Genomic DNA, 24302 nt, shown 5'->3' with positions numbered 1-24302 from the left:
CCCGCAGACGTGGATTTCGCCTTGCTCACCTTCTTCGCCTTCGCCCTGGCCGCGGTCCTGTCCGCGGGCGCGGTGATCAGCGTCAAGAATCCGGTGCATGCCGCGCTGTTCCTGGTACTGACCTTCTTTTCGGTCGCCTGCGGCTGGATCCTGGCCGGTGCCGAGTTCCTGGGCATCGCGCTGGTGCTGGTGTACGTGGGCGCGGTGATGGTGCTGTTCCTGTTCGTGGTGATGATGCTCGACATCGACACCACGCCGATGCGCGAAGGCTTCGTGCGCTACCTGCCGGTGGGCCTGCTGGTGGCGGTGGCGATGCTGGTGGAGATCCTGCTGCTGATCGGCGTGCGCGCGAAGATGGGCACGCCGTTCGGCACCGACGGAGCGGTGACGGCCGGCCTGCCCAATACCCACTGGCTGGCGCGCTCGCTGTTCACCGATTTCCTGCTGCCCTTCGAGGTGGCCGCGGTGATCCTGACCGTGGCGGTGATCGCCGCGGTGATGCTGACCCTGCGTCGCCGGCCGGGCGCCAAGCACCAGAATCCGCTGGAACAGGGCCGGGTCAAGGCAGCCGACCGCATGCGCCTGGTGCGGATGCAGGCCGAACGACCGGTCGCACCGGCGGCGCCGGGCGAAAGCGAGGAGGCGAAATGATGGAACTCCTGGGCAATGGCCTGTCCCTGGGCCACTACCTCGCGCTCGGCGCGGCGCTGTTCTGCATCAGCGTGGCCGGCATCTTCCTCAACCGCAAGAACGTGATCGTGCTGTTGATGTGCATCGAACTGCTGCTGCTGGCGGTGAACATCAACTTTGTCGCGTTCTCGCGCGAGCTTGGGGATCCCGCCGGCCAGGTGTTCGTGTTCTTCATCCTGACCGTGGCCGCTGCCGAGGCCGCCATCGGCCTGGCGATCCTGGTCACCCTGTTCCGCAACCGGCACACGATCGACGTGGCCGACATCGACACTCTCAAAGGGTGAGCGGGTGCGTTTGCGAGCCACTGGCTCGCGCATCCGCGAACGCCCGGCCACGGATGGCCGGGCCGGACAGCCCCGAAGCAATACCGTCTCGCCATGGATGGCGGCACCGAGGTAACCGAAGCAAGAACCTGGCTATGGAACATTGATGGAAATTTCCAAGCTCCACCTGCTGATGGTCGTCATGGCACCGCTGCTCGGCGCCGTTATTGCCGGCCTGTTCGGCCGCCAGGTCGGCCGTGTGGGCGCGCACAGCATTACCATCCTCGGCGTGGCGGTGAGCTGCGCGCTGTCGACATACGTGCTGTGGCAGCTGGTGGGGCAGGGTGCTGCGCCGTTCAACCAGAACGTGTACACCTTCTTCCAGGTAGGCGGCTACGAGGCCCATGTCGGCTTCATGATCGACCGCCTCACCGCGATGATGATGGTGGTCGTGACCTTCGTCTCGCTGCTGGTGCACGTCTACACGATCGGTTACATGGCCGACGACGACGGCTACCAGCGCTTCTTCGGCTACATCTCGCTGTTCACCTTCAGCATGCTGATGCTGGTGATGAGCAACAACTTCCTGCAGCTGTTCTTCGGCTGGGAAGCGGTGGGCCTGGTGTCCTATCTGCTGATCGGCTTCTGGTTCAAACGCCCGAGCGCGATCTTCGCCAACCTCAAGGCCTTCCTGGTCAACCGGGTGGGCGACTTCGGCTTCCTGCTCGGCATCGCGGGGGTGCTGTACTGGTTCGGCACGCTCGACTACGCCACCGTGTTCGCCAACGCGCCGCTGCTCAAGGGCCAGGAAGTGCAGGTGTTCGCCGGCCACGCCTGGTCGGTGGCCACGCTGATCTGCATCTGCCTGTTCATCGGGGCCATGGGCAAGTCGGCGCAGGTGCCGCTGCACGTATGGTTGCCCGACTCGATGGAAGGCCCCACGCCGATTTCGGCCCTGATCCACGCCGCGACCATGGTCACCGCAGGCATCTTCATGGTGGCGCGGATGTCGCCGCTGTTCGAGCTGAGCCAGACCGCGCTCAACTTCGTGCTGTTCATCGGCGCCACCACGGCGTTCTTCACCGGCCTGATCGGCATCGTCCAGAACGACATCAAGCGGGTGGTGGCGTATTCCACCCTGTCGCAGCTAGGCTACATGACAGTGGCCCTGGGCGTGTCGGCGTACTCGGCCGCCGTGTACCACCTGATGACCCACGCCTTCTTCAAGGCGCTGCTGTTCCTGGCGGCGGGCAGCGTGATCATCGGCATGCACCACGAGCAGGACATGCGCCGGATGGGCGGCCTGCGCAAGGTCATGCCGATCACCTTCTGGACCAGCGTCATCGGCACCCTGGCCCTGGTCGGCACACCGTTCTTCAGCGGCTTCTACTCGAAGGACACCATCATCGAGGCGGCCAAGCTCAACGCGCACGAGTCCCACAACTGGGTCGCCAGCTATGGCTACTGGGCGGTGCTGCTGGGCGCGTTCGTGACCTCGTTCTACAGCTTCCGCCTGCTCTACCTGACTTTCTTCGGCGCACCGCGCTGGCACGACAAGGCGCCGGCTGGCTACGTCGCGCCGGAAGCCGACTCGAGCGCGCACGAGGAACAGCTGGCACACGCGCACGAGGATGCGCATGGTCACGGCCATGACGATCATGCGCACGAGCCGCACGAGTCGCCGTGGGTGGTGACGCTGCCGTTGATCTTGCTGGCGATCCCGTCGGTGCTGATCGGCTTCTTCACCGTCGGCCCGATGCTGTTCGGCACCGATGTGATGGGCCATCACAAGCAGCTGCCGTACTTCTTGGGATCGATTGACCTGGCGGCGGCGCGCGACACCATCGCCAAGGTGGCCGAGGAAGCCTGGCACGGGCCGGTGGCGTTCGCGCTGCATGGCTTCGTCGCCCCGGCGTTCTGGCTGGTGCTTGCCGGCTTCGCCCTGGCCACCGTCATGTACTGGTGGAAGCCCGAGCTGCCGGCGAAGGCGGCGCGCATCTTCGCCCTGCCCAAGCGGATCCTCGAGAACAAGTACGGCTTCGATGACCTGTGGATCGGCGGCTTCGCCGGTGGCGGCGTCGCCTTGGGCAAGCTGTCGCGCGGCAACGACGAGAAGGTCATCGATGGCCTGTTCGTCAACGGCAGCGCCCGTCTGGTCGATCTGTTCTCCGGCGTGCTGCGCAAGACCCAGTCGGGTTACCTGTACCACTATGCCTTCGCCATGATCCTGGGCCTGATCGGCCTGCTCGGCGCGCTGGTGTGGTGGTGGAGCTGAGACCAAGGAATCCTGACGCGTGAGCCAACTTCCCCTTCTCAGTCTGCTCGTCTGGCTGCCGGTCCTCGGCGGCGCGCTGTGCCTGATGCTCGGCAACAGCCGGCCGCAGGCGGCGCGCTGGCTTGCGCTCGGCGTGGCGCTGTTGTGCCTGGTGTTGAGCGTGCCGCTGTTCACCGGCTTCGACTACGCCAACCCCGGCATGCAGTTCCTCGAACAGCACGCCTGGATTCCCGCGTACGACATCCGCTACCGGCTCGGCGCGGACGGCATCTCGGTGGCGCTGATCGGCTTGACCACGCTGGTGACCGTGCTGGTGCTGATCGGTGCGTGGGCCTCGGTCGACAAGCGCGTGAGCCAGTACGTAGCTGCGTTCCTAGTGCTCGAAGGCCTGATGATCGGCGTGTTCACAGCGCTCGACGCGATGCTGTTCTACGTGTTCTTCGAGGGCATGCTGATCCCGATGTTCATCATCATCGGCGTCTGGGGCGGCCCGCGCCGGGTGTACGCATCGGTCAAGTTCTTCCTGTACACCTTCCTCGGCTCGGTGTTCATGTTGGTCGGGCTGATCTACCTGTACCTGAAGGGCGGCAGCTGGCAGCTGGCCGACATGGCCGCGCTGCCGCTGACCATGCGCGAGCAGATGTGGCTGTTCTTCGCCTTCCTGGTTGCGTTCGCGGTGAAGGTGCCGATGTTCCCGGTGCATACCTGGCTCCCCGACGCGCACGTCGAGGCGCCCACCGGCGGCTCGGTGGTGCTGGCGGCGATCATGCTGAAGATCGGCGGGTACGGCTTCCTGCGCTTCACCTTGCCCATCGTCCCGGATGCCGGCCACGAATGGGCCTGGCTGGTGATCGCGCTCAGCCTGATCGCGGTCATCTACATCGGCCTCGTGGCGATGGTCCAGGACGACATGAAGAAGCTGATCGCCTATTCGTCGATTTCGCACATGGGCTTCGTCACCCTGGGCACCTTCATCGCCTTCGCCCTTGTGCGCGATGCGGGGAATATCGATGCCGCGCGCCTGGGCCTGCAGGGCGCCATGGTGCAGATGATCAGCCACGGCTTCATTTCAGGTGCGATGTTCAGCTGCGTGGGTGTGCTCTACGACCGCATGCACAGCCGCATGATCCGCGACTACGGCGGCGTGGCCAACGTGATGCCGTGGTTCGCGATGTTCGCGGTGTTCTTCGGCATGGCCAATTCCGGCCTGCCGGGCACGTCGGGCTTCGTCGGTGAGTTCATGGTGATCCTGGCCAGCTTCCAGAAACATCCGCTGATCGCGTTCGCCGCGGCCTTCACCCTGATCCTGGGTGCGGCCTACACCCTGTGGATGATCAAGCGGGTGATCTACGGCGAAGTCGGCAATGCCCACGTCGCCGAACTGAAGGACCTGGACATGCGCGAATGGATCGTGCTCGGCACGTTCGCCGCCGGCACCCTGCTGATCGGCGTGTGGCCCAAACCGCTGACCGACCTGATGGAGCCGTCCATCGCGCAGCTGGCCCAGCAGCTCGCCGCCAGCAAACTGATGGGCCCGTGACATGACCGCCGCAACCCCCATGCTTGCCGCCACCGCGACCCTCGCCGACCTGCAGCCGATCCTGCCCGAACTGGTGCTGACCGGCGCCGCGTTCGCGCTGCTGCTGCTCGACCTGTTCCTGGACGACGATCGCCGCTTCGTCACCCATGGGCTGTCGATCGCTGCGCTGCTCGGGGTCATGGCGATGATCGGTTTCGGCGTGGGCGGGCAGGGCACCGTGCTCGGCGGCATGTTCGTGCGCGACACCATGGCCGACGTGCTCAAGATCGTGGTCTGCCTGGTCAGCGCGCTGTCGCTGGTCTATGCCTGGCCCTACCTGCGCGCGCGCAGCCTGTACAAGGGCGAGGTGCCGGTGCTGATCCTGTTCGCGGTGATCGGCATGCTGCTGCTGATCTCCGCCGGCAGCCTGGTGATGGTCTACCTGGGCCTGGAGATGCTGGCGCTGTGCTCCTACGCGCTGGTCGCGATCGACCGCGACAATCCGCGCGCCTCCGAAGCGGCGATGAAGTATTTCGTGCTGGGTTCGCTGGCCTCGGGCCTGCTGCTGTACGGCATGTCGCTGCTGTACGGCGCCACCGGTACCCTCGATCTGGCCCAGATCCACGGCGCGGCCGAAGCCACCCAACGCAACGCCATGCTGCTGACCGGGGTGGTGTTCCTGGTCGCGGGCATCGCGTTCAAGTTCGGCGCTGCGCCGTTCCACATGTGGCTGCCCGACACCTATCACGGTGCGCCGACCGCGATCACCCTGTTCATCGGCGCGGCGCCCAAGCTGGCTGCGTTCGCGATGGCCTACCGGCTGCTCGAAGCCGGCGTCGGCCCACTCGACGACACCTGGCGGCTGATGATTGCGGGGCTCGCCGCGATCTCGCTGGCGATCGGCAACCTGATCGCGCTGGCGCAGTCCAACCTCAAGCGGATGCTGGCCTATTCCACGATCTCGCACGTCGGCTTTCTGTTCCTGGGCCTGGCGGGCGGCGGCGCGCAGGGCTACGCCGCGGCGATGTTCTACGCCATCAGCTACGCGATCATGGCCGCTGCGTCGTTCGGTGCGATCGTGGCGCTGTCCAATCGCGGGTTCGAAGCCGACAACATCGACGACTTCAAGGGCCTCAACGCCCGCAGCCCCTGGATGGCGGGACTGGTGCTGTGCGTGATGGCCTCGCTGGCGGGCGTGCCTCCGTTCCTGGGCTTCTGGGCCAAGCTGGTGGTGCTGCGCGCTGCGCTGCAGGGCGACCTGATGTGGCTGGCGATCGTGGGCATCGTGTTTGCGGTGATCGGTGCGTTCTATTACCTACGCGTGATCAAGGTGATGTATTTCGACGAGCCGGTCGGCGGACCGCTGGTGCTGCAGGACGACCGCCCGCTGCGCGTCGCCTTCGGCGTAAACGCATTGGCGCTGCTGGCACTGGGCATCTTCTGGAATCCGATCATGGCCTGGTGCCAGGCCGCGTTCGTCTGAGAACTGCACAGGCGCCTGGCCGCCTGCGAAGTACTGGACCTGGTGTCTGATCGCCCCTGCGAGTGATCAAGACCGCTCCCGCACCCCCTTCTGTTAATGAACGGGCTTGCAAAGCCCAGCCCCGGTCGCCATAATTCCGCTCCTGTTGCGGGGTGGAGCAGTCTGGCAGCTCGTCGGGCTCATAACCCGAAGGTCGCAGGTTCAAATCCTGCCCCCGCTACCAGCTTTTCGCGATCGACGGAAAGCCTCTACGGAGGCTTTTTTTGATGGCGAAGGGTCGGGCCCGTCGAAACGAGCGCAGCTCGCGTCGGCGCCGAAATCCAGCAGACCATGCTGGTAATTTAGGACAAGGGGCCCTGTGGGCCCCTTGTTGTTTTCAGGAGTACGCATCCTTTCGATGGACAAGGCACGCGACATCGCCGCCCTGCTAGCCCCGACCGTGCAAACGCTCGGCGTGGAGCTGTTGGGCGTGGAATACCTGCCCGCGCCGGGCGGGGCGACGTTGCGCCTGTACATCGACGTGCCGGTCGCGGAAGCCTCCACGCGCGCGGTCGGCATCGAGGATTGCGAGGCGGTCAGCCGCGAGGTGTCCGCGCAACTGGACGTGGAAGACCCGATCAGCGGCCATTACACCCTCGAGGTGTCCTCTCCGGGGATCGACCGTCCGCTGTTCGAAGCTGCGCAGTTCGCGCGCTTCGCCGGCGAACAGGCCAAGGTCGGCCTGAAGCTGCCGCAGGACGGGCGTCGCCGTCTGACCGGCCGCATCGTTTCGGTCGAGGGCGACAGCGTCATCTTCGACGTCGACGGCGCGGCGTTTACGGTCGCCATCGACAACATCGAAAAGGCCCGGCTGGTGCCCGACTGGGCTGCGCTCGGGCTGGTCAAGGAAAAACCCGGCAAGGGCAGGAAGGCCGCGAAGCCGGCGCATTGATTTCCAGAGAACCGAATTCCTACGAACCTGCGGCCCGGCCGCAAGAAGCAAAGTGATCCAACCATGAGCAAAGAACTACTCCTCGTCGTCGATGCGGTCGCCAACGAAAAGGGCGTGCCGGAATCGGTGATCCTCGAAGCCATCGAAGCGGCGCTGGCCACCGCGGCCAAGAAGCGCTACGCCGACCAGGACGTGCTCACGCGCGTGACCATCGATCCCAAGGACGGCAGCTACGAGACGTTCCGCCGCTGGGAAGTGGTGGCCGACGACGTGGTGATGGAATCGCCCGACCGCCAGATCCGGCTCATGGACGCGCTCGACGAGAGCGACGACGTTGAGGTCGGCGACTACATCGAGGAGCAGATCGATAACCCGGACTTCGGCCGCATCGCGGCGCAGGCCGCCAAGCAGGTGATCGTGCAGCGCGTGCGCGAGGCCGAGCGCGCGCAGGTGGTCGATGCATGGAAGGACCGGATCGGCGAGCTGGTCAACGGCATCGTCAAGCGGGTCGAACGCGGCAACGTCTACATCGACCTGGGCGGCAACGCCGAGGGCTTCATTCCCAAGGACAAGGGCATCCCGCGCGACGTGCTGCGCACCGGCGACCGCGTGCGTGGTTATCTGTTCGACGTGCGCAGCGAACCGCGCGGCCCGCAGCTGTTCGTCAGTCGCGCCGCGCCCGAGTTCATGATGGAACTGTTCAAGCTCGAAGTGCCGGAAGTCGGCCAGGGCCTGGTGTCGATCATGGGCTGCGCCCGCGATCCGGGCGACCGCGCCAAGATCGCGGTGCTGGCGCACGACAACCGCACCGATCCGATCGGCGCCTGCATCGGCATGCGCGGCTCGCGCGTGCAGGCGGTGAGCAACGAGCTCAACGGCGAGCGCGTCGACATCATCCTGTGGAGCGACAACCCGGCGCAGTTCGTCATCAATGCGATGGCGCCGGCCGAAGTGCAGTCGATCATCGTCGACGAGGAAAAGCATTCGATGGATCTTGCGGTGGCCGAGGAGCGGCTGGCGCAGGCGATCGGCAAGGGCGGGCAGAACGTGCGCCTGGCCAGCCGCCTGACCGGCTGGCAGCTCAACGTGATGACCGCCGACCAGGTCCAGGCCAAGTCCGAGGCCGAGCAGACCCGCTCTCGGGAGCTGTTCATCGAGAAGCTCGAGGTCGACGAGGAAATCGCCGGGATCCTGGTCGCCGAGGGCTTCAGTACGGTCGAGGAAATCGCCTACGTGCCGGTGGGCGAACTGCTGGCGGTCGAGGGTTTCGACGAGGACATCGTCGAAGAGCTGCGTTCGCGTGCCCGCGAGGCGCTGCTCAACGACGCCCTGGCGGTCGAGGAAGAACTCGACGAGAACGCGCCTACCGAGAGCCTGCTGTCGCTGGAAGGAATGGACGACGAAACCGCCTACGCCCTGGCATCCCACGGCGTGCGCACCTCCGAGGATCTGTCCGACCTCGGCGCCGATGAGGTAGCTGAATTCGGCATCGAAGGCCTGGACGAAGAGCGTGCCGCGGCCCTGATCCTGGCCGCGCGCGCCGAAGAGATCGCCCGCCTGGAGCAGGAGGGGTGAGCCCATAGGGTGCGCCCTGGCGCACCGGCCGCAAACCACGGTGCGCCGAGGCGCACCCTATACAATCCACAGCTTCGGCCCGCGGCACCACGGCGGGCATAGAAACGGAAACCGAATGTCGCAGCAAACCACCATCCGCAAGCTTGCCGAACTGGTCAATACGCCGGTCGAGAAGCTGTTGGAGCAGCTGGCCACCGCCGGCATGCGCTTCGACGGCCCCGACCAGGTCGTGACCAGCGCGGAGAAGCTGAAACTGCTCGGCTTCCTCAAGCGTTCGCACGGCAAGGCCGAGGTCTCCGCCGAAGAAGCCGCCGCGCCGAAGAAGATCACGCTCAGCCGCAGCCGCAAGCAGGAGATCACCGTCGGTGGCGGCAAGAACCGCAGCACCGTCGACGTGGTCGTGCGCAAGAAGGTGACGCTGGTCAAGCCGTCCGAAGCGAGCGGCGCGCCCGCTGCGCAGAACGACGAGCACGCCGAGATCCTGCGCAAGCTGGAGGAATCGCGCCAGCGCAACCTCAGCGAACAGCAGCGCCTGGCCGAAGCCGACCGGCGCCGCGCCGAGGAAGTGGCCGAGCAGCGGCGCAAGGCCGAGGAAGAAGCTGCGCGCCTGCGCGCCGAAGCCGAGCTTGCCGCCGCGGCCGTAGCGGTGGTGGGCGAGGACGAGGCGCCGAAGAAGGCGCCGGCACACGGCCACGGCCATCACAAGCCGGCAGTGCCGCCGCGCGACGATCGTGCGCTCGGCCCCAAGCACAAGGGCAATCGTGGCTCGCACGCGATGGTCGCGGGCGTGGAGGACGACGAGAACGCCGCGCGTTTCGCCGGCCAGCTGCACCTGAGTGCCAGCGAGCGCGCGCGCCGCGGCGCCGCCCGCGGCAAGCCTAAGTCGCGCCGGGCGCCGGAGCAGTCGCGCAGCGGCACCGGCTTCACCCGTCCGACCGCACCGGTGGTGCGCGAGGTCTCGATCGGCGACGCGATCACCGTGGCCGACCTGGCGCAGAAGCTCGCCCTCAAGGGGGGCGATGTGGTCAAGGCGCTGTTCAAGATGGGCGTGATGGCCACCATCACCCAGACCATCGACCACGACACCGCCGTGCTGGTCACCGAGGAACTGGGCCACAAGGCGGTCGTGGCCGAAAGCAATGACGCCGAGTCCGAGCTGTTGGCCCAGGCCGAGCAGGTGCAGGGCGACAAGGCCCCGCGTCCGCCGGTGGTCACGATCATGGGCCACGTCGACCACGGCAAGACCTCGCTGCTCGACTACATCCGCCGCACCAAGGTCGCCTCCGGCGAGGCCGGCGGCATCACCCAGCACATCGGCGCGTATCACGTCGAAACCGACAAGGGCGTCATCAGCTTCCTCGACACCCCCGGCCACGCCGCGTTCACCTCGATGCGCGCGCGCGGCGCCAAGCTCACCGACATCGTGATCCTGGTGGTGGCGGCCGACGACGGCGTGATGCCGCAGACGATCGAAGCGGTGCAGCACGCCAAGGCGGCCAAGGTGCCGCTGATCGTGGCGATCAACAAGATCGACAAGTCCGACGCCGATCCGATGCGGGTCAAGAACGAGCTGCTCGGCCAGGACGTGGTCGCCGAGGACTTCGGCGGCGATACCCAGATGGTGGAGCTCTCGGCGAAAACCGGACAGGGCGTGGACGCGCTGCTCGATGCCATCACCCTGCAGGCTGAGGTGCTGGAGCTGCAGGCCGCGCCGGAGGGGCGCGCCAGCGGCGTGGTCATCGAATCCTCGCTCGACAAGGGTCGCGGCCCGGTTGCGACCGTGCTGGTGCAGCAGGGCCTGCTGGCCCGCGGTGACTACCTGGTCTGCGGCGTCCAGTACGGACGCGTGCGCGCCCTGTTCGACGAAAACGGCAAGCAGGTCGAAACCGCAGGGCCCTCGATCCCGGTCCAGGTGCTCGGCCTGTCGGGCGTGCCGGACGCGGGCGACGATTTCGTCGTCGTGGCCGACGAGCGCCTGGCCAAGGACGTGGCCCAGCAGCGCGAGACCAAGCGCCGCGAGACCCGCCTGGTGGCCGCAGCGGGCAACCGCATGGAAGACATCATGGCCCAGATGGGCCAGGGCGAAGCGCAGCAGCAGCTCAACCTGGTGATCAAGGCCGATGTGCAGGGTTCCGTCGAGGCGCTGCGCCAGGCGCTGACCGCGCTGTCGAACGAGCAGATCCGGATCAACGTGATCGTCTCGGGCGTGGGCGGCATCACCGAATCCGACGCCAACTCCGCGGCCGCCGCCAGAGCCACGATCATCGGTTTCAACGTGCGTGCGGATGCATCCGCGCGCCGGGTGATCGAAGGCAACGGCCTGGACCTGCGTTATTTCTCGATCATCTACGACGTGATCGACCAGGTGAAGCAGGTGGCATCCGGCCTGCTGGGCGTGGAAATCCGCGAGGAGATCATCGGCACCGCCGAGGTGCGCGACGTGTTCCGCAGCTCCAAGTTTGGCGCGGTCGCCGGCTGCATGGTGGTCGAGGGCGTGGTCAAGCGCCACAAGCCGATCCGCGTGCTGCGCGACAACACCGTCATCTTCGAGGGCGAGCTGGAATCGCTGCGCCGGTTCAAGGAGAACGTCGACGAGGTGCGCAACGGCACCGAATGCGGCATCGGCGTGAAAGCCTACGACGACGTCAAGCCCGGCGACCAGATCGAGTGCTTCGAGCGCATCGAAGTGCAGCGCACCCTCTGATGCCGCAGAAGTCCTTCCACCGCACCGACCGCGTGTCAGCCCAGCTCCGTCGCGAGCTGGGCACGCTGGTGCGCGAGGCGGTGGCCGAGCACGGCCTGCCGTCGGTCAGCGTGTCGGATGTCGAGGTCACGCGCGACATGGCGCACGCCAAGGTGTTCGTGACCGCGCTGCAGGAAGAGCGTTCGACCGAGGCGGTGAAAGGCTTGAAGGCGGTCGCTCCGGAGATTCGTTTCCGCCTGGCGCGAGCGGTGAAGATGCGGCACGTGCCGGAACTGCATTTCCACTACGACGATTCGGTCGATCGCGGCGAGCGCATCGACAACCTGCTGCGCGATCTCGGAACGGGCGACGAAAGCCCGAGCGACGAGACCGCGTAGGGCGGGCCATGGCCCGACATGGCCCGACATCGCCTCTGGTGATGGCGGGCCTGGGCCCGCCCTACAATCGCCCTCGATGAGCAAGCCGCGCCGCAAGTTCCGCAAACTCGACGGCATTCTGCTGCTCGACAAGCCGCGTGGCCTGAGTTCCAACCAGGCGCTGCAGCGTGTGCGGCATCTGTTCAGCGCGGACAAGGCCGGGCATACCGGCAGCCTCGATCCGCTGGCGACCGGACTGCTGCCGGTGTGCTTCGGCGAGGCGACCAAGATCGCGGGCGGCCTGCTGGGTGCGCGCAAGGCCTACGACGCGGTGGCCCGCCTGGGCGTAGTCACCGACACCGACGATGCCGAAGGCGCCGTGTTGCGCGAGCGCGACGTGCCGGTGCTGACCATCGACGCCATCGATGCTGCGCTGCAGCGGTTCGTCGGGCGCATCCGCCAGCGCCCGCCCGTGTACTCCGCGCTCAAGCGAGGTGGCGAACCGCTCTACGCCAAGGCGCGTCGCGGCGAGACGATCGAGGTGGAGGAGCGCGAGGTCGACGTGCACGCGTTCGAACTGCTGTCCGCGGCCGATCTGCTCGATGGCGGCGAGCCGCTGCTGCGCCTGCACGTGGAATGCGGCTCGGGTACCTATATCCGCAGCCTGGTGCGCGACCTGGGCGAGGTGTTCGGCTGCGGCGCGCATGTGGCCGAGCTGCGCCGGCTCTGGGTCGACCCGTTCCGCGACCCGCGGATGTGGACGATCGAGGCGCTCGAGCAGCTTGCCCGGCGCGGTGAGCATGCGCTCGACTCCTGCCTGCTTCCGCTCGAGAGCGGCATGACGGCCTGGCCGGAGGTCGCGGTCGGCCAGGCCCAGGCCCAACGGCTCGCGCATGGGCAGCCCGTCGCAGGCGGCTTTGCGCCGCAGGGGGAAGTGGCGATCTTCGGCCCCGAGGGGCGGGTGCTCGGGCTGGGCCAGGTGGACGCTGCAGGCGAGCTGCATCCGCGTCGCATGTTCGCCTGGGCGGTGGCCCAGCCCCCGCAGGCGGCGCCCGAGCGCCGGTCACGCGAGTCGGGTGCGCGCTAACGCCTTGTCCGCAAAGGGGTTCGCGGCTACAATGCGGCGCCGGTTTTTTCCAGCCGGCATTTTATTTTTTGTCCCTTCAGCACGCGGCGAACCAGGCGGTGCGCGGATCCCACCGTGTTCCTGCCGGTTTTCGCATCCACCTAGAGGTCATTAGGCATGTCCATCGACACCAGCAAGGTCATTGAAGAACACAAGCGCGGTACCGGCGACACCGGTTCGCCCGAAGTGCAGGTCGCCCTGCTCACCGCCCGCATCACCCAGCTCACCGAGCATTTCAAACAGCACAAGCAGGATCACCACAGCCGGCGCGGCCTGCTGAAGATGGTCAACCGCCGCCGCAGCCTGCTCGACTACCTGCACAAGAAGGATTACGAGCGCTACAAGAGTCTGATCGAAAAGCTCGGTCTGCGCCGCTGATCCACGTTTTCCGACTGCGGCGCAATGCGCCGCAGTCGTTTTTTCGGCCGCTGAATCCACCGGCCACCCGGGACGGGCAAGGGCCCCGACCGGTTCATCCGCAAGTGACATCCAAGGACATTCCCTCGTGGCAAAAGTGACCAAGAGCTTCCAGTACGGCAATCGCACCGTCACCCTCGAAACCGGCGAGATCGCCCGCCAGGCCGGCGGCGCGGTGCTGGTGTCGGTCGACGGCACCGTGGTGCTGTGCACGGCCGTTGCGGCCAAGACCCAGCGCGAGGGGCAGGATTTCTTCCCGCTCACCGTCGATTACCAGGAGAAGTTCTACGCCGGCGGCCGCATCCCGGGCGGCTTCTTCAAGCGCGAAGGCCGGGCGACCGAGAAGGAAACGCTGACCTCGCGCCTGATCGACCGGCCGCTGCGGCCGCTGTTCCCCGAGGAATTCAAGAACGAAGTCCAAGTCATCGCGACGGTCATGTCGCTGAACCCGGAAGTGGACGGCGACATCCTGGCGCTGCTCGGCTGCTCGGCCGCCGTCGCCCTGACCGGCGCTCCGTTCGATGGCCCGATCGGCGCGGCCAAGGTGGGCTACAAGGATGGCCAGTACCTGCTCAACCCCAGCGTTTCCGAACTGGCCGACTCCAAGCTCGAGCTGGTCGTCGCCGGCACCAGCGACGCGGTGCTGATGGTCGAATCCGAAGCCGATGAGCTGTCCGAGGACGTGATGCTCGGCGCGGTGATGTTCGGCCACAAGCACATGCAGGTGGCGATCAACGCGATCAACGACCTGGTTACCGAAGCCGGTGCCAAGACCTGGGACTGGAAGGCTCCGGCGAAGAACGAATCGCTCGTCAGCGCGATCAAGGAAGCCGTCGGCAACCAGCTCGTCGAAGCGTTCCAGGTGCGCGACAAGCTGCAGCGCCGCGAAGCCATCGGCGCGATCAAGAAGGACGTGCTGGGCGCGTTGGCGCCGCGCGCGGAAGGCGAAGGCTGGAACCCGGGCGACCTGGGTAAGGAATTCGGCGAACTCGAGTACCAGACCATGCGCGGCTCGGTGCTGGGCACCAAGGTCCGCATCGACGGCCGCGCGCTCGACACCGTGCGTCCGATCGCGTCGAAGGTCAGCATCCTGCCGCGCGTGCATGGCTCGGCGCTGTTCACCCGCGGCGAGACCCAGGCGATCGTCGCGGTCACCCTGGGCACCGCGCGCGACGGCCAGATCATCGATGCCGTGGGCGGCGAGTACAAGGAACACTTCCTGTTTCACTACAACTTCCCGCCGTATTCGGTCGGCGAGGCCGGGCGCATGATGGGTCCGAAGCGCCGCGAAATCGGCCACGGCCGCCTGGCCAAGCGCGGCGTGCTCGCGGTGATGCCGACGATGGAGTCGTTCCCCTACACCATCCGCGTAGTGTCCGAGATCACCGAGTCCAACGGCTCCTCGTCGATGGCGTCGGTCTGCGGTTCGTCGCTGGCGCTGATGGACGCGGGCGTACCGATCAAGGCGCCGGTCGCGGGCATCGCGATGGGCCTGGTCAAGGAAGGCGACGACTTCGTGGTCCTGTCCGACATCCTCGGTGACGAGGACCATCTTGGCGACATGGACTTCAAGGTGGCCGGTACCGCCGAGGGCATTTCCGCCCTGCAGATGGACATCAAGATCCAGGGCATCACCGAGGAGATCATGAAGGTCGCGTTGGCCCAGGCCAAGCAGGGCCGTCTGCACATCCTCGGCGAAATGGCCAACGCGCTGACCGCGCCGCGCGCCGACCTGAGCGAGTTCGCACCGCGCCTGATCACGATCAAGATCCACCCCGACAAGATCCGCGAAGTCATCGGCAAGGGCGGCTCGGTCATCCAGGCGATCACCAAGGAAACCGGCACCCAGATTGACATCCAGGACGACGGCACCATCGTCATCGCCTCGGTCAACGCCGCCGCCGGCCAGGCCGCGAAGGCGCGCATCGAGCAGATCACGTCCGACGTCGAGCCCGGCCGGATCTACGAGGGCAAGGTCGTCAAGCTGATGGACTTCGGTGCGTTCGTGACCATCTCCCCCGGCAAGGACGGCCTGGTGCACGTGTCGCAGATCTCCAACGAGCGCGTCGAGAAGGTCTCCGACAAGCTCAAGGAAGGCGACATGGTCAAGGTCAAGGTGCTGGAAGTCGACAAGCAGGGCCGCATCCGCCTGTCGATGAAGGCTGTCGAGGAAGGCGAGGGCGTTCCGGCCGAGTAAGCCGTTCGCTGAAGCGCATCGAGCGACACGAAAAGCGGGCCGGTTTCGGCCCGCTTTTTCTTTGCGCGAATGGTGGATTTTCCGATGCGCAGACTGCGCGCGCGGATCGATGCCGTCGCCCTCGAAGTCATTCGCAGCTGGCTACGTGCCGCGGCGATCGCGCCGTGCGCGGTCGTGTCTTGCCAGCGATGCCCTGATCCGCCGGTAGACGGCAGCGCTGCCCAGCAATTGCAGGTGGCCGCTGCCATGCTCGATCCACTTGCGCGATGCGGGGATGCGCAGGTCCAGGCGGCGGTCCGGGTGCTCGCCAAGCGCGCTGGCGACCGGCACCAGGCCATCGCCGCGCGGCCGCGCCGCCGCACGATCCGCATCGCCGGCCCGCTGGGTGCTGGCGGCGATCGCATGGCAGCGCACGCCTGCCGGCAACGCGAGCGGGGTCGATGCGTCGGATCCCGCCCGGGGCGCTCGGCTGTCGTGCACGCGGCCGTAGCGCAGGTCCTGGATACCGGCACTGCGAATTCGGCCGATCAGCGCGAATGGAGCGCTGTAGGGGCTGATCGCGAGCAGGCGTTCGAACCGGTCGCCGGCGCGCTCGAGCGGGGCGCCGTGGTGCGGCGTGCCCACGAAGACCACGTCGCTCACCGCGCGGCGCCATGCGTGACCGCGCGTTTCCGCGTGATGGCAGGCGCTGCGCGCGACCAGCCCACCCATGCTGTGGCCGAGCAGTACCACGCGCTCGACCGGTACCGGCCACGCGGCGACCGCGCGTTCCAGCAGTTCGGCGAAGTCGGCGCCGTTGCGCGAGACCTGGCGGCCGCTGTTGTAGTGCAGGTAGAGCGGCGTCATGCCCAGTTCGCGCGCCAGTGCGGCGCCGTGATCGTGGCCCTGGTAGCACCACTGGCGATCGTTCATGCACAGGCCGTGGACCAGGATCAGCAGGTCGCCGGTGGCATCGGGCACGGACGCGGCCAGTGCCTTGGGCGTGAGGCGCAGCGCGCGCCCGCCGCGACGCAGGCGCATGGGGATCGCGAGCGGATTGCCGCTGGCCTCGAGGTGATCGCCGAGCACGCCATTCATGGCCGCGAGCACCGCATCGCGCCTGGCTCGTCTTCGCGTGCGCGCAGCAGCGACGCCATCAGCGACAGCGAAGTGTCGACCCCGATGCCAACCATCCGGGTCGTGTCGTGGATGCGGCGGTAGATCCATCCCGTAAGCCCGCGCGTGCGCCTGGGTGCCGGAGCGCCGAGCACGGCGGGCAGATGGGTGATCGCCGCGTGCATCGATTCGACCAGGCCGACGGTGCCGGCGACGGCGTCGATCGTGAGGCGGTTGAGGCCGCGCAGGTCGTCTGCGCGGAGCATGCCGGTGGCCGTGCGGCCCATGGCGGTCCCGGTGGGGAATGTCGTCGCAGGTTACAGCACGCGTCCTCGTGTCGCCGTGGCGGGGATTGAATACCTGCCGCGTGCCCAGGCGCCCGGACTTGCTACATTGCCGTACACGGGCCTGAGGGAGGCAACGATGGCGGCGGGAACCTCGCAACTCGATCTGTTCGTGCGCGAAGCGCTCGCGCGCGGGCAGTCGCGTCCGTCCATCCTCGCTGCCCTGATCGAAGCCGGCTGGACCGAGCAACAGGTCCGCGGTGCGCTGGAGGACTATGCGGAGGTCGATTTCCCGGTCCCGGTGCCGCGTCCGCGGGCCTCGTTGTCGGCGCGCGACGCGTTCGTGTACCTGGTGCTGTTCGCCACCCTGTATTACACCGCGTTCCACCTGGGCAGCCTGCTGTTCGACCTGATCAACGTGGCCTTCCCGGACGCGGCCAGCGGTCGCGGCTATGAGGTGTTCGGCTCATCGATGCGCTGGTCGGTGGCGTCGCTGCTGATCGCGTTCCCGATCTTCGCGTTCGTAGCGCGGCAGGTCGCGCGCGATGTGGAACGCAATCCGGTCAAGCGGCTCTCGCCGGTGCGGCGCTGGTTGACCTACCTGACCCTGTACCTGGCGGCGATCGCGCTGATCTGCGACTTCACCACCCTGGTCTACAACCTGCTGGGCGGCGAGATCAGCATCCGCTTCGCGCTCAAGGTGCTGGTGGTGGCCGTGATCGCCGGCAGCGTCTTCGGTTACTACCTGCACGACCTGCGTCGCGAGGAGCAGGCCCCATGAACGCCCGCGGCGCGGGATTCTGGCTGCTGGTCGCGGCAGCAGTCGCAATCGCCGCCACCGTGATCGCGGCGATCGTGGTGATGGGGTCGCCGGCCGTGCAGCGCGAACGACGCATGGACGAAACCCGGGTGCAGCAGCTGATGCAGATCGAGCGCGCCGTGCGCATGGTCCATGAGCGCGAGGGCCGCCTGCCCACCGATCTGTCTGAACTGGCGCGCGAACCTGGCCTGGGGCTGGCCCTGTCCGATCCGCAGACCGCAGCGCCGTACGGCTACCGGACGAAAGGAGAGAACGCCTTCCTGCTGTGCGCCGTCTTCGCCCGCGACAGCGCGGCGGACCAGCGACGCGCCCAGTTCGAACCAGAGCTGGAGCTGGCATGGCGACACCCCGTAGGCCGATATTGCTTCGCCTTCAGGATCGATCCGGAAAAGCGTTGACCGGCGACAGTCGGCGCGCGCGCTCAACCACCGAGCTTCACTTCGAGCTTCTGTTGCATCTGCCGGCGGAACCGGTCGGCCAGCAGGGCGAAGCCGGCGCCGCTCGGGTGCATCTCGTCGAACCAATGCGATTCGCGGCGCAGCGTTCCGCGCAGGTCGACGAAGTCGAACACGCGGCCGCTGGCCGGATCGTCGCGCAGCGGCATCAGCACATGCTCGACGAAGCCGTCGGTCATCAGCTGCGCGAACCGCCGTTGCTGCGCGATATCCGGCAGTACGTGCGCCACGCGGTTTCCGATCCACGGACCGGCGCCTTGTTTCAGCAATGCGGCGGCGCCCAGATTGCCCAGTGTCAGCTTGGCGGGCTGACCCATGCGCAGCGGGTAGTCGTAGCTGTGCGCAAGGATCGGCGTGCGCGGCCGGATCACGCGGAAGCGTTCGACGAAGCCGCGATAGGCCGCGCGCACCTGCCCGTAGCGTCCGCTGTCTAGCACGCGCTGGAAAGCCGCCGTGGCGCTCATCGGGCGCAGGCTGCGGAACAGCCGCTGCAGGAAACCGTCCACGAAGTCGTTGCCGCCCGCGCTCACCAGCACCAGGTCGAAGGCGAAACCCTCGTACCACTCGGCAAGGTCGCGGATCCGTCGCGGGGCGAACATGTCCAGCGCAAGGTCGCCGCTGTCCTCGGTGCGGAAGAACAGGCCGCCCGCGCCGAACAGCGGCACGCCGCGGGCTTCATCGGCTGGCGCGGGCCACACCAGCCAGTCCAGCAGGTTCATCGCCAGCGGCGTCGAGAACCACGAGTCGCCTTCGCAGAAGATCACCGGGGTGGCTTCGAATGCGCGGCGATCGCGCTGCAGGGCGCGGTACAACGCGCGGAACTCGCCGCGGCGCGTGGTCATCAGCGATTGCGTGGCAGGCATCCGCTTCCTCCATTGCGCGGCTCATGGCATCGACGGCATTGCCATGCTGTCGCTCAGGCGATGACGCCGGTCAGATCCGCAGGAACAGCCAGCGCAGCAGCCTGATCCAGATCCGCAACGTCCAGCTGTCCACCGGTCGCGGCAAACGGGCCGGGCGCGGTCGCCCGGTCGAAACCGTGCGATGTGCCGAGTCGTGTGTCGGCAACACCGTGGCCGGCTGCCGCGAAACCACGTGCGAGGCAGTCGCAGCAGCGACGGCGTTCTGCACGATTCCCAGCGGCGCGGGCGCGACATACTCCGGAAAGACCACGCCGGTATCGGAGATCCCCATGCGTCGCACCAGCAGTTCCGAGAAAACACGCCGGAAATCGGTAGTCGCCGGCACGTCGCCGAAGTAGGGCGACAGCACTTCCGGATCCAGGCCCATCCAGCTGCCGTAAAAGCGACGGCCGTTGACCGGTCCGCCCAGCACCAGCAACGGATTGCCGTAGCCATGGTCGGTGCCGCGGCTGCCGTTCTCGCGGACCCGGCGTCCGAATTCCGATTGCACCACCACGGTCACGCGCGACATCTCGCCGCCGCTGCTCAGTTCGGAATAAAAGGCGGTGAGAGCCTGCGACAGTTCGGCGATCTTGTTCTGGTAGTAGTGATAGCCGCTGCCCGCCGACCCCTGGCTGTCATGGGTGTCCCAGCCGCCCAGGTCGAGCGTGGCGTAACGCAGGCCGAGGTTGAACCGGATCGACTGGGCGATCGTCCACAGCTGACGGGCAAACCCCGAGTCCGGCCAGCCGGCGGGCAGGGTGGTGGTGTACGGCTGCGTGGCCACCACCTGCAGCGCTGCATCGGCGCGCGCGCCGCTGTACTCCAGGCCGGTGTTGCCTTTCCAGAGCCGCGCGAGCGTTTCGTTCACGCCCATGGCTCCGGCGGGCATGCCGCTCCTGCGGGTCTGCCATTGCCAGGCGCCGGCGTTGAGCGCGAAGTCCGCGGGGCTGCCCATGACCAGCGCCTGGGTGCTGCCGAGCAGGTTGGCCGGGACCCGGTCATTCGTCGCCAGCGCGGGCATCGCGGCCTGGCCGAGCGAGGCAGCCTGCGCGTCCAGCGCGCGCGCCATCCAGCCCGTGCCGCTGGCCCGCCCGGGGGTACCGAAATCCAGGAACAGCTGCGCGTTGAAATGGCTGCGCGTCACCACGGTCGGCATGCCGCAGCTGTGCACGATCGCCAGCTTGCCGGCCTCCCAGATGTCACGCAGTCCGGTTGCAGACGGATGCAGTCCGAACGGCGTCGCGGCGCCGCCAGCCAGGGTCAGCGGCAACGCACCGTAGGTGCCGCTCGCTGCGATGGCCAGATTCGGCCGCGCCTGTTCGTAGAACGATCGGTCGTTGCCCGAGGTCGGCACGACCAGGTTCAGGCCGTCGATGCCGCCGCGCAGGAACACCAGCACGACGGTGTCGTAGGTATTGGCCGCGGCCTGCGCCTCGGGCGAGAACAGCAGGCTGGGACCCACGGCGCCGGCTGCGGCGGTGGCGCAGCAGCCTTTGAGGAAATCGCGGCGGTTCAGTTCGATGCGCGACATGGCGGGCCCTCAGCGGCTCAGGAATTCGGGCGACATGAGGATCAGCGAGACCATGCTGCGCAGGCGCTGCTGGTTGTAATGCCGCTTCAGGTCGCTCGCGGCCCATTCGTCCGTATCGGTGATCACATAAGTGTTCGCATCGCCGTTCTGCGCCATGAATGCGATCAGCTCCTGCCTGCGCGCCGCGACCGGCAGGTATCCGAGCACGCGCCGGCACCAGAAATCCACCAGCTTGGTCGCCGTCCATTGCGCCGCGGGCAGGCCGGCGCGGGTGGTCCCAAGGATCGGCGCCAGCGGCACCCCGCCGTCGCTGGCCTCTGTGAACCAGTTGAGGATCTTCCAGGTCATCGCGAAGCTGTTCGCACCGGACCACGCGATTCCTGTATCGGGGTAGCCGTTGGGCGCGGGCCAGTCGTAGGGCTCGTGGCCGGTCATGCCCATGCGGTACATGAACTCATCGCTCTTTGCGTCAGCGACGCGCAGGGTCCAGTCGCTACCCAGCACCCGCATCGCCGCCACGACCGCTTCGAATGGCCGTCGGTTCTTCTGGCCCCAGCTGTTGTACGCCGCGTCCGAAAGCAGAATGTGGCGCAAGGTGATACGGATCTGGTCCGGGTGCTGCCAGTGATCGCGGAACACCACGGCAGCGCTGTTGACCAGCGCCTGGCTCGGGGTGTCGGCGAAGAACCGTCGAAACAGCTTCCTGCAGATGAACCTGGCCACGCGCGGGTGGCTCGCGATGCGGTCGAGGATGTCGCGTCCGTCCTTCAGCGCGGCCTGTTCCGGGTAGATGAAATTGCCCAGCACGTACTTCGGACCGGCGTCGTGCCACGACGGGCGATAGACGAAGGTGCCGTCGTTCTCGGTCGGGAATTGCCAGTGGCCGTTCTTTACCGACCAGCCGGTGAAGGCGGAAGCGGTCTCGTACACGTCGATGTCGGTATAGCCAATCGGATACGACGGATCCTCGGGACAGGGCGGCACCTCGAACGGATCCATGAACCCGAGATAGTTCTCGACCCCGAAGGTATGCAGTTCGAGCAGCTCGCGCGCGAAGTTCTCGTTCGGTCCGGCGCGCGTGTTCGACAGGTTGTCCAGGTAGTACAGCATCGCCGTGCTCTGCGCGACGGCTTCGAGCATCTTGCGGAAGTTGCCGAACGCGTGCGCACGGATCACGTCGCGGTCGTAGTGCACGTAGACCGGTCCGGCGGAGAAGTCGCTGAGTGTGACGTTGAAATGGTCGTGCCAGAAGGTGGTCATCACCTCGCGCAGCTGGCGCCGCGAATGCGCCGCGCGCACGAACGCGGCGCGTTGCACTTCCCACGCGGGGCGCATGCGCACGTCGTAAACAGGATCCCCGAGCACATGGTCGGCCCATAGCTGGGTCAGGCTTTTCCCCAGCGTGGCGTAGCCGGCGTTGGCCAGGCGAGTTTCCAGGGCGCTGTCGTCGATCGTGTTCCAGGCCAGTTGCGCGTCGACATGGCGGGTCAGGCGGGTGGTGTCGTCGCTGCCGAGCGCGTTGAATGCCGCGATCGAAGCCGCCGTGGCGCCGAAGCTCAGGTTGTTGAGCACGCGCACCGCGAACGCCGGCCGCGGCAGCGTGACCAGCGACGGGCGCGAAAGCGACGCCATCGAGGGCGCACGTCGCACCGCCTCCTGCGCGGCTGGCGGCGCCTTCTGGTAGCGCGGTGTTCCGCGCAGGTCATAACGCTTGCGGAAGGCCGTGCGGATCGCCGCGGCCTGGCTCGGATACAGCCGATTCCCTGCCATTCCCATATCCCCGTCGTACAGCGAACCCCTGTCGAGGAGTATTGCCGAAGGACAGCCCGGCAACGGCGGTTTGAGCTACGGTTTCGTGACGGGATGCGCAATAGCACGGCCGAGTTGCGCCGATACCCGTCGGCGCGTTGCCTTATTGCCTGGAGAACAGGTCCGATTGCGCGCCGAAGCGGTCGGCATCGACGAACCCGGACAAGCCCACCCCGACCAACCGGTAACGGGTCTGCGCAGGCAGCGCGACGCGATCGCGCAGCGCGCAGGCGATATCCGCCAGTTGCTGCGGCAACATCGGGCGTTCGTCCGGGGTCAGGCTGCGGGTCAGGATCCGGAAGTCGGACGTCTTGAGCTTCAGCACGACGGTGCGCGCGATGCGCTCGGGGTGGGCCGCGAGTTCGCGCAGGTAGGCGTCCCAGGTCTTTTCGGCGAGACGGCGGATGTGCGCTTCGGTCTCGGCCAGGGGCAGGTCCTCGGGGAAGGTGTCCTCCGCGGAGATCTGCAGGGTCGGGCGCTCGACCTGCACGGCGCGCTCGTCGATGCCATGCGCGAGCTCGTGCAGGCGGCGGCCCCAGCGACCGAAGCGCTGCTCCAGCGCTTCGGCGCTATGCGCGCGCAGGTCGGCGCAGGTGGCGATGCCCAGGTCCGCCAGCTTGCGTTCCATGACCTTGCCCACGCCAGGCAGGCGCCCGACCGGCAGGCGTGCGACGAAGGCCTCGACCTGGTGTGGGCGGATCACGAACTGACCGTCGGGCTTGTTCCAGTCGCTGGCGATCTTGGCCAGGAACTTGTTCGGCGCGACGCCGGCCGAGGCAGTCAGCTGGGTCTCCTCGCGGATCGCAGCGCGGATCGCTTCGGCGGTCGCGGTGGCGCTCGCCAGGCTGGTCTTCGTGGTGGTGACGTCGAGATAGGCCTCGTCCAGCGACAGCGGTTCGATGCAGTCGGTATGCCTGGCAAAGATCTCGCGCACCTGTCGCGACACCGCCTTGTAGCGGGGAAAGTCGGGCGGCACGAACACCGCCTGCGGACACAGCCGTTCGGCGCGCACGGCGGGCATCGCCGAACGCACCCCGAACGTGCGTGCCTCGTAGCTGGCCGCGCACACCACCGAGCGGTTGCCGCGCCAGGCCACCACCACCGGACGGCCGCGCAGGGCAGGGTCGTCGCGCTGCTCCACCGACGCGTAGAAGGCGTCCATGTCGACGTGCACGATCTTGCGCTGCGGTGGGGTGGCGGCTGGCATGGCGGGCCGGATGGTAGCGCGCCGGCACCGGGCGTATGCTCGGCCGCGCATCGATCCGATGCCCTAGGGGATACCGCATGAACGCAACGCCTTCCTCGGCGCGTCCGGGCTGGTTCCGGGTGGTCGCCGTGCTGTTGCTGCTGTGGAATCTGTTCGGCCTGTGGATGTGCTACTCGCAGTACACGATGTCGCCCGATGACCTGGCGGCACTGCCGGAAGGTCAGCGCCAGCTGTTCGAATCGTCGCCACAGTGGCTCTGGATCGCCTTCGCCGTGGCGGTGGTCGCCGGCACCCTGGGTGCGCTGTTGCTGGTGCTGCGCAAGCGCGCCGCGCTGCCGCTGTTCTGGCTGTCGCTGGTGGCGGTGCTGGTGCAGTTCGGCTATTGGCTGTTCCCGGGCGGTGCGATGGAGATCCTCGGCGCCGCCGCGGCCCTGCCGATGCCGGTCACCGTTATCCTTGTGGCGATCGTGCAGGTCTGGCTCGCGACAAAGGCGATCGCACGCGGCTGGATCGCATAGCCAGCGTCACCGGACGGACCCGGGGCACGTGCCTGGAGGGCGCTGCCCCATAGTGTGGGAGCGGCCTTGGCCGCGAATGCTTTTCCCGAGGTTCCGGGAGCAGGAATCAAAGGCATTCGCGGCCAAGGCCGCTCCCACAAGA

General features: G+C 67.2%; 21 protein-coding genes and 1 tRNA gene. 16 read left to right on the top strand and 6 right to left on the bottom strand.

What is annotated here, in order from left to right:
* The first annotated feature begins 9 nt into the window (after positions 1 to 9).
* The 13 genes from MC375_RS14940 (at position 10) to pnp (ending at position 15536) form a co-directional block, all read left to right on the top strand.
* Positions 10 to 651 carry an NADH-quinone oxidoreductase subunit J gene (locus tag MC375_RS14940; RefSeq protein ID WP_242104224.1) on the top strand — a complete coding sequence of 214 codons (642 nt, stop codon included), beginning with the start codon at positions 10 to 12 and terminating at the stop codon, positions 649 to 651.
* Positions 651 to 974: an NADH-quinone oxidoreductase subunit NuoK gene (nuoK, locus tag MC375_RS14935; protein ID WP_242104284.1), complete on the top strand. Its 324-nt coding sequence runs from the start codon at positions 651 to 653 to the stop codon at positions 972 to 974. The genes MC375_RS14940 and nuoK overlap by 1 nt, the downstream gene beginning before the upstream one ends.
* 145 nt (positions 975 to 1119) lie before the next feature.
* Positions 1120 to 3228: an NADH-quinone oxidoreductase subunit L gene (gene nuoL / locus MC375_RS14930; RefSeq protein ID WP_242104223.1), complete on the top strand. Its 2109-nt coding sequence runs from the start codon at positions 1120 to 1122 to the stop codon at positions 3226 to 3228.
* A gap of 19 nt (positions 3229 to 3247) precedes the next feature.
* Positions 3248 to 4768 carry an NADH-quinone oxidoreductase subunit M gene (locus MC375_RS14925; protein ID WP_242104222.1) on the top strand — a complete coding sequence of 507 codons (1521 nt, stop codon included), beginning with the start codon at positions 3248 to 3250 and terminating at the stop codon, positions 4766 to 4768.
* 1 nt (position 4769) lies between these two features.
* On the top strand, positions 4770 to 6230 hold the full coding sequence (gene nuoN / locus MC375_RS14920; protein WP_242104221.1) for an NADH-quinone oxidoreductase subunit NuoN: 1461 nt from the start codon (positions 4770 to 4772) through the stop codon (positions 6228 to 6230).
* A gap of 146 nt (positions 6231 to 6376) precedes the next feature.
* A tRNA-Met gene (locus MC375_RS14915) sits at positions 6377 to 6453 on the top strand.
* A 174-nt stretch (positions 6454 to 6627) separates the two neighbouring features.
* On the top strand, positions 6628 to 7161 hold the full coding sequence (gene rimP, locus MC375_RS14910) for a ribosome maturation factor RimP (protein WP_242104220.1): 534 nt from the start codon (positions 6628 to 6630) through the stop codon (positions 7159 to 7161).
* Between the two features lie 63 nt (positions 7162 to 7224).
* Positions 7225 to 8736 carry a transcription termination factor NusA gene (nusA, locus tag MC375_RS14905; protein ID WP_242104219.1) on the top strand — a complete coding sequence of 504 codons (1512 nt, stop codon included), beginning with the start codon at positions 7225 to 7227 and terminating at the stop codon, positions 8734 to 8736.
* A gap of 115 nt (positions 8737 to 8851) precedes the next feature.
* On the top strand, positions 8852 to 11440 hold the full coding sequence (gene infB / locus MC375_RS14900; RefSeq protein WP_242104218.1) for a translation initiation factor IF-2: 2589 nt from the start codon (positions 8852 to 8854) through the stop codon (positions 11438 to 11440).
* Positions 11440 to 11817: a 30S ribosome-binding factor RbfA gene (gene rbfA, locus MC375_RS14895; protein ID WP_242104217.1), complete on the top strand. Its 378-nt coding sequence runs from the start codon at positions 11440 to 11442 to the stop codon at positions 11815 to 11817. The genes infB and rbfA overlap by 1 nt, the downstream gene beginning before the upstream one ends.
* A gap of 76 nt (positions 11818 to 11893) precedes the next feature.
* Complete coding sequence (truB, locus tag MC375_RS14890) at positions 11894 to 12883, top strand: tRNA pseudouridine(55) synthase TruB (protein WP_242104216.1); 990 nt, start codon at positions 11894 to 11896, stop codon at positions 12881 to 12883.
* A 156-nt stretch (positions 12884 to 13039) separates the two neighbouring features.
* Entirely contained in the window at positions 13040 to 13300 is a 261-nt protein-coding gene (gene rpsO / locus MC375_RS14885) for a 30S ribosomal protein S15 (protein WP_242104215.1), read from the top strand.
* A gap of 127 nt (positions 13301 to 13427) precedes the next feature.
* On the top strand, positions 13428 to 15536 hold the full coding sequence (pnp, locus tag MC375_RS14880) for a polyribonucleotide nucleotidyltransferase (protein WP_242104214.1): 2109 nt from the start codon (positions 13428 to 13430) through the stop codon (positions 15534 to 15536).
* Between the two features lie 141 nt (positions 15537 to 15677).
* Here the strand turns inward: pnp and MC375_RS14875 are convergent, their stop codons facing one another.
* On the bottom strand, positions 15678 to 16625 hold the full coding sequence (locus MC375_RS14875) for an alpha/beta hydrolase (RefSeq protein ID WP_242104213.1): 948 nt from the start codon (positions 16623 to 16625) through the stop codon (positions 15678 to 15680).
* Positions 16610 to 16897 carry a hypothetical protein gene (locus MC375_RS14870; protein ID WP_242104212.1) on the bottom strand — a complete coding sequence of 96 codons (288 nt, stop codon included), beginning with the start codon at positions 16895 to 16897 and terminating at the stop codon, positions 16610 to 16612. The genes MC375_RS14875 and MC375_RS14870 overlap by 16 nt, the downstream gene beginning before the upstream one ends.
* Before the next feature lie 157 nt (positions 16898 to 17054).
* On the opposite strand from MC375_RS14870, the gene MC375_RS14865 reads away from it, so the two are divergent.
* Together MC375_RS14865 and MC375_RS14860 are read left to right on the top strand one after the other, a co-directional pair.
* Positions 17055 to 17696 (top strand): DUF5671 domain-containing protein, encoded by a 642-nt coding sequence (locus MC375_RS14865; protein ID WP_242104211.1) that lies wholly within the window; start codon positions 17055 to 17057, stop codon positions 17694 to 17696.
* Positions 17693 to 18133 (top strand): hypothetical protein, encoded by a 441-nt coding sequence (locus tag MC375_RS14860; RefSeq protein WP_242104210.1) that lies wholly within the window; start codon positions 17693 to 17695, stop codon positions 18131 to 18133. The genes MC375_RS14865 and MC375_RS14860 overlap by 4 nt, the downstream gene beginning before the upstream one ends.
* Positions 18134 to 18156: 23 nt before the next feature.
* On the opposite strand, the gene MC375_RS14855 is transcribed toward MC375_RS14860, so the two are convergent.
* The 4 genes from MC375_RS14855 to dinB form a co-directional block, all read right to left on the bottom strand.
* The gene (locus tag MC375_RS14855; RefSeq protein WP_242104209.1) at positions 18157 to 19053 is read right to left on the bottom strand and encodes an SGNH/GDSL hydrolase family protein; all 897 of its coding nucleotides are present in this window, start codon (positions 19051 to 19053) and stop codon (positions 18157 to 18159) included.
* A 70-nt stretch (positions 19054 to 19123) separates the two neighbouring features.
* Positions 19124 to 20626, bottom strand: coding sequence for a DUF1501 domain-containing protein (locus MC375_RS14850; protein WP_242104208.1), 1503 nt, complete (start codon positions 20624 to 20626; stop codon positions 19124 to 19126).
* A gap of 9 nt (positions 20627 to 20635) precedes the next feature.
* On the bottom strand, positions 20636 to 22396 hold the full coding sequence (locus MC375_RS14845) for a DUF1800 domain-containing protein (RefSeq protein WP_242104207.1): 1761 nt from the start codon (positions 22394 to 22396) through the stop codon (positions 20636 to 20638).
* 142 nt (positions 22397 to 22538) lie between these two features.
* On the bottom strand, positions 22539 to 23642 hold the full coding sequence (gene dinB, locus MC375_RS14840; protein WP_242104206.1) for a DNA polymerase IV: 1104 nt from the start codon (positions 23640 to 23642) through the stop codon (positions 22539 to 22541).
* 77 nt (positions 23643 to 23719) lie between these two features.
* Between dinB and MC375_RS14835 the strand changes: the two genes are divergently transcribed.
* Complete coding sequence (locus tag MC375_RS14835) at positions 23720 to 24160, top strand: hypothetical protein (protein WP_242104205.1); 441 nt, start codon at positions 23720 to 23722, stop codon at positions 24158 to 24160.
* Positions 24161 to 24302 lie beyond the last annotated feature (142 nt).

Source organism: Lysobacter sp. M2-1 (assembly GCF_022662495.1).
Taxonomy (GTDB): Bacteria; Pseudomonadota; Gammaproteobacteria; order Xanthomonadales; family Xanthomonadaceae; genus JAKPBU01.
The sequence above is the reverse complement of the archived record's forward strand: the minus strand, read 5'-3'. Positions and strand labels throughout refer to the sequence as shown.

Excerpts from the sequence above, each read along its gene's own strand:
- nusA (WP_242104219.1), top strand. The coding sequence starts at position 7,225 with ATGAGCAAAGAACTACTCCTCGTCGTCGATGCGGTCGCCAACGAAAAG.
- infB (WP_242104218.1), top strand. The coding sequence starts at position 8,852 with ATGTCGCAGCAAACCACCATCCGCAAGCTTGCCGAACTGGTCAATACG.
- MC375_RS14855 (WP_242104209.1), bottom strand. The coding sequence starts at position 19,053 with ATGCCTGCCACGCAATCGCTGATGACCACGCGCCGCGGCGAGTTCCGC.
- rbfA (WP_242104217.1), top strand. The coding sequence starts at position 11,440 with ATGCCGCAGAAGTCCTTCCACCGCACCGACCGCGTGTCAGCCCAGCTC.
- truB (WP_242104216.1), top strand. The coding sequence starts at position 11,894 with ATGAGCAAGCCGCGCCGCAAGTTCCGCAAACTCGACGGCATTCTGCTG.
- MC375_RS14870 (WP_242104212.1), bottom strand. The coding sequence starts at position 16,897 with ATGCTCCGCGCAGACGACCTGCGCGGCCTCAACCGCCTCACGATCGAC.
- nuoL (WP_242104223.1), top strand. The coding sequence starts at position 1,120 with ATGGAAATTTCCAAGCTCCACCTGCTGATGGTCGTCATGGCACCGCTG.
- MC375_RS14850 (WP_242104208.1), bottom strand. The coding sequence starts at position 20,626 with ATGTCGCGCATCGAACTGAACCGCCGCGATTTCCTCAAAGGCTGCTGC.
- dinB (WP_242104206.1), bottom strand. The coding sequence starts at position 23,642 with ATGCCAGCCGCCACCCCACCGCAGCGCAAGATCGTGCACGTCGACATG.
- MC375_RS14835 (WP_242104205.1), top strand. The coding sequence starts at position 23,720 with ATGAACGCAACGCCTTCCTCGGCGCGTCCGGGCTGGTTCCGGGTGGTC.
- nuoK (WP_242104284.1), top strand. The coding sequence starts at position 651 with ATGGAACTCCTGGGCAATGGCCTGTCCCTGGGCCACTACCTCGCGCTC.
- MC375_RS14845 (WP_242104207.1), bottom strand. The coding sequence starts at position 22,396 with ATGGCAGGGAATCGGCTGTATCCGAGCCAGGCCGCGGCGATCCGCACG.
- MC375_RS14860 (WP_242104210.1), top strand. The coding sequence starts at position 17,693 with ATGAACGCCCGCGGCGCGGGATTCTGGCTGCTGGTCGCGGCAGCAGTC.
- rpsO (WP_242104215.1), top strand. The coding sequence starts at position 13,040 with ATGTCCATCGACACCAGCAAGGTCATTGAAGAACACAAGCGCGGTACC.
- rimP (WP_242104220.1), top strand. The coding sequence starts at position 6,628 with ATGGACAAGGCACGCGACATCGCCGCCCTGCTAGCCCCGACCGTGCAA.
- MC375_RS14865 (WP_242104211.1), top strand. The coding sequence starts at position 17,055 with ATGGCGGCGGGAACCTCGCAACTCGATCTGTTCGTGCGCGAAGCGCTC.
- nuoN (WP_242104221.1), top strand. The coding sequence starts at position 4,770 with ATGACCGCCGCAACCCCCATGCTTGCCGCCACCGCGACCCTCGCCGAC.